The 4494-nt window shown below is 29.9% G+C and carries 4 protein-coding genes; all 4 read right to left on the bottom strand.

The genetic code is table 11. The annotated features are described in order from the left end of the window. Positions 1–845, bottom strand: an 845-nt coding sequence (locus tag VNJ50_RS15105; protein WP_325583125.1) for a hypothetical protein, incomplete at its 3' end; no start/stop codon positions are given. A gap of 85 nt (positions 846–930) precedes the next feature. Continuing rightward, complete coding sequence (locus VNJ50_RS15100; protein WP_325583124.1) at positions 931–1134, bottom strand: hypothetical protein; 204 nt, start codon at positions 1132–1134, stop codon at positions 931–933. A gap of 132 nt (positions 1135–1266) precedes the next feature. Next, positions 1267–2850, bottom strand: a complete 1584-nt coding sequence (locus VNJ50_RS15095) for a TlpA disulfide reductase family protein (protein ID WP_325583123.1) — start codon at positions 2848–2850, stop codon at positions 1267–1269. Between the two features lie 357 nt (positions 2851–3207). Beyond that, positions 3208–4272 (bottom strand): TlpA disulfide reductase family protein, encoded by a 1065-nt coding sequence (locus tag VNJ50_RS15090; RefSeq protein WP_325583122.1) that lies wholly within the window; start codon positions 4270–4272, stop codon positions 3208–3210. Positions 4273–4494: the final 222 nt, after the last annotated feature.

Below are 4494 nucleotides of genomic sequence, written 5' to 3'. Positions count from 1 at the left end.
TGTAAAAACTGATTATCAGGTTCGTATATTAAGTTTTGTGGCTTCAATACAATCACAAAATTCTCATGACTTCTACCTTGAATTGCTATATCATACTTCTTATTATTTAAAGATATTTCTGCCTTTGCATAATCCAATAATTCAAGTGCAATGGAATATTGATTGGTAGATTTGTCAAGCATTCCTAAATCTATTAAATAAATATGTTTGTTATTTGCTCTGGGATAAATTAGAACATTCCTTTTTGTATCATAAATTTTTCCATTTTGAATGGTTTGAAAATGAAGATTAATTTCATCAAACTTAGATTTATCATTCAAGTCATTTGTGAAAATATCTTTTATTTCAATTGGGTAACTTAATTCGATATCATCCGTAAAGTCCTTATTATAATTTAAATCTGGAATAATAATCTGCATTCCATTTCTAAATCCTGATAAAGCTATTAGCTCATTATGAATGGTTTTCTTTTCATTTAACAAAATTGTGTCTTTAAGAACTTCATTACTATATTCAAGAATTCTACTTTTATCAAGATTTCCTGATTTGTATTGGTAATAATGAGAAGGAAATCTTTGAAAATCGAAAGAAACAATCCTAAAGCTATCTAATTCAGGAATACGTAAAGTATTAAGAAGTGCTTTGTAAAATTCAGGATTTTCATAAGATTTTGAGTACATCAAGAACCTTGAATATTTAGTTTCATTAAATTTTATTTTCTGATCTTGAACCCAATTCAATGGTATAGTTAGCTCAGTAGAATCGTTTTCTATTGATTTTTTATTTGCTTGTGAACAGGAGTTAAAACAAATTAATATTAAAAAACACTTTAGTAAGTTTATCATAGAATTCACCAATTTTAACTGTCAGATCTATCTTAAAACACAATTAAACACCCTATTAACTTTTAAATTAATAGGGCGAAATAAATTAATTGTCAAAACATAAATATTCATAATTTTTTGAGCCATTAGAACCAGTGCATTTGAATGGCACACATCTTTTACCCGAACCACACCCTGTATTAGAGCATTCATCAATGCAGTCTTTCGGAACATAAATGCCACCATTAATAACTCGCATCTCTTCTCTTGAAAGAGAAGATTTTACTGAATTTAAATTAATTATTTTCATAATATAAAGAATTTAATAATAGCATATCCTTTTATAGCTTTTTAGTTATATTTAAATTGGTTCCGATTCACAAGTTCGTCAAAAATCTTGTTTTGAAATATCAAGTTATTTAAACGTTGTTCTCAATTAAATTTATCGGGTTTTTAATTTAATCTCATCGATTATTTTTTTAAATAAGATGCTATCAGATGGTCTAGGAGAGTTATTCAATATGATTTTATTGTTTTGATCAAAAATGACATACCTCGGAATCCAATTTACATTCAGCTCCTTGGCCAAAGAAGATTTATTTCCGTTACTTATTAAATATTGATCTCTGGTGTTCAAAAATGTTTGGAGTTCTGCTGATTTTTCAAGCCATTTGTCTTGGTTGTCATCTATTGACAAATAGACCCAATCGATATCATTTTCTATCGCCAACTTGTCTTTAAATGATTTAGCTTCTGTAATTTCCTTTATACAAGGCGGGCACCAACTTGCCCAAAAATCTAAAACTTTAATTCTTTTTTTTGAACGATTAAAAATTTCATTCAGCGTCAACGTATCTCCAAAAGTACTAATGAGCTTTGTGTTAAGTGATATCTCAGATAATTCCGAGTCATATTTTATAATGTCGTCTTTTAACTCCTGCATCGCTTCAATATAAGAGGGGTCCTTAAGATCGGACATATACCCATTGATGATTTCTTTGATAAATTCGGAATTTTCATCATTAGCCCCAAATCCATTTTGATTATATTCTCTTATTAACCTTCCAATGGCATATATCTGAATATCAGCATCAAAATTATTCTTGATAAATTCCTTTTCGGATAAGAACTTCTCTTTTGTGAACCTGGCATAGTTTGATGTATCAAAATAATTAATTACAAAAGGGATAATATTATCTTTAAAGGGTTCAGAATTCAACATCTTGGGTGTATTAAAATCTTTGATTTCAATACTGTCAAAATAATCTTTAAAACTAAATATAAGTTCATTGTTATTGGAATGTTCCTTATCTATAATAGAATGTAATTGATTGGAATCGCCATAATATTTTCCTGCTTCAATTGCCGGTACTACTCTGGGGTTTATTAATTCTAACAGATAATTGTTTTTAAGCTCACTTTTTATTAGCGCAATATAATCTTCCGAAGTTATGTTGTGTTTTATGACATACTTGTCCAGATAATCCAATTTTTCCATATAAATAGAATTAATATCTTCCTTATATGATCTAATATCACCTTTATAGGATATATTTGAGAAATAATCCCGTGTAGAAACAGTTAAATCAGAGTAAAAATTATTGAGAATGGAATTATTACCATTAAACTCTAACTTTCCATTTTTTATTTCAAATGTAACCGTATCAATTTCCGAATCCATATATACTCTTGAGTTATAAGTTATATTCTTGCTTAAAACCCAAAAGTCCAACAAGCCATTAATTGGAATGGAATCTAGAATCATTTTTATTGAGTCTCCAAAAATAACTCTTTCAGTTTTTTTATGGGCTCTCCCATAAAAATAGGCATGGTTAACTACTTGGATAAAATCGAATGCACTGGCATCATCAGATTTGCCTAAAATTACAAGGGTGCCATATTTTTTTTTATTGGTAATCTCTTTTTTGAAATGTTTTTTTTCAAAGGTTGGATTCTCTTTTTTGCATCCTATACTTAAAAATATGATTATTAAAACAAAAGTGATTTTAAATAAGTGACATCGCATGATTATTCGGTTATATTTGAACTATAGATAATTTAATTTTAGTTAGGCACTTAAAAAGCCATGTCTTTTTAAGTGCCTAAAGGTATTTATCCCATAAGATTACTATGCACCAGAGCAAATCCATGTTTGTCCCGGACAGTAATCCCCACAGGACTCACATGATGTAACAGAGAAAACCTTACCGTTCTTACATGAACATGTTCCGGCAGCCATTGTCTTACCACCATTAATAACTCGCATCTCTTCTCTCGAAAGAAACGATTTCACTGAATTTAAACTGACTTTCTTCATAATAAAACATATTTAATTAATAATTAATCTTTTACGGCTTTAGGAATTTGTGACTTTCTTATATATCTACAGATTGTTTTTCAAAATTTCTTCTACTTCATTCATGGCTAAGTTTTTTCCAATAATCCGTCCGTTTTCGTCAAGCAAATAGGTTGTTGGGAATGTAAATATTTTGTCTTTGGCCGCCTCCAGTCCGTTTTCATCCCAATAGTTGGTCCATTGAAGCTCATACTCATCAATTCTGTCATTCCATTTTGACATGTTTTTTGTCCGATCAACCGAAATACCAATGATCTCAAATCCTTTTGATTTATAGGTTGTGTAAAGTTCTTTCATCTTCGGAAAGTTTTCTAAGCACGGACGGCAATTATAAAACCAGTAATCTATCAATGTATATTTGGTCTGTGGCAGTTGCAGTTGGACACCAACTTGTTGTCGATCCTTTAAATTGAGTTCGGGAAATTTTCCATTTTCCTTTATTCTTACAAGCATCAGATCTTCTTTTGCCAATTTCCATAATTTATTCTTTTTCATTTCGTCCGAAAATGCATCTAAAATAGATTGGAACAGTATTGAATGTCCGTCAATGTTTATAGCTTTAATAAATGCCCATAAAGCAACAAACGAATTAGGACTGGCTATTGTATAATCCAATAATTTTTGGGTAAAATTTGGATTTCTATAATAAATCGATTCAATGGTTGACTGTTGGCAGTTTGTCTCATTGCCCACTATAAAAGGCAGGAAATTATTTTTATACTCTGCAAAAGTTTTTCCGTCCAAATCACTGCATCCCGAATTGGAAGCCACTGCTATTGAACGTGTACTGCCGTCAATAAAAAAATCACCGCCACGGGAAACGATATTCCCTTTTTCGCTCGTATAACTTAAAGCATACAATTGAGGATAGGACATATTAGTGCTTAAATCAAATTTCCCGTTTTTTACTTCGGAAATTAAAATGGGATTCTCATAAAATTTGTCGTCAATCCCATAATTACTAAACACAATAGTATCATGCGTCCTATTTTCTGAAATAACGCCTTTAATATGAACTTGCTTTTCAAAAGCCATCTGAGCCGTCAATGAATTGAAGCTTATGAGCAAAAAAACCAATATATTTTTCATCATTTTTTTATTAATTTAGATAAACATCAAACTGCAATAATTCTACTTTTTAAAAACGTATCCTGAAATAATTTTAAAGATATCCGTCTGAATTTTGCTTTCTAAAATAAGTGCTTTTTTCGTCAATTACAAGCATTAAAACCTGGGTTTACATATTATAATCTATCTTGTTCTTACTATATGTATTCTAAAACACCTCGTTTACTTGTATTGATATCATTTGTT

Source organism: Gelidibacter sp., assembly GCF_035577925.1.
Lineage (GTDB): Bacteria > Bacteroidota > Bacteroidia > Flavobacteriales > Flavobacteriaceae > Gelidibacter.
This window is presented reverse-complemented; position numbering and strand designations above follow the sequence as displayed.

What these genes read in the sequence shown, in the direction of transcription:
- VNJ50_RS15100 (WP_325583124.1), bottom strand. Translation starts at nt 1,134, where the DNA reads ATGAAAATAATTAATTTAAATTCAGTAAAATCTTCTCTTTCAAGAGAA.
- VNJ50_RS15095 (WP_325583123.1), bottom strand. Translation starts at nt 2,850, where the DNA reads ATGCGATGTCACTTATTTAAAATCACTTTTGTTTTAATAATCATATTT.
- VNJ50_RS15090 (WP_325583122.1), bottom strand. Translation starts at nt 4,272, where the DNA reads ATGATGAAAAATATATTGGTTTTTTTGCTCATAAGCTTCAATTCATTG.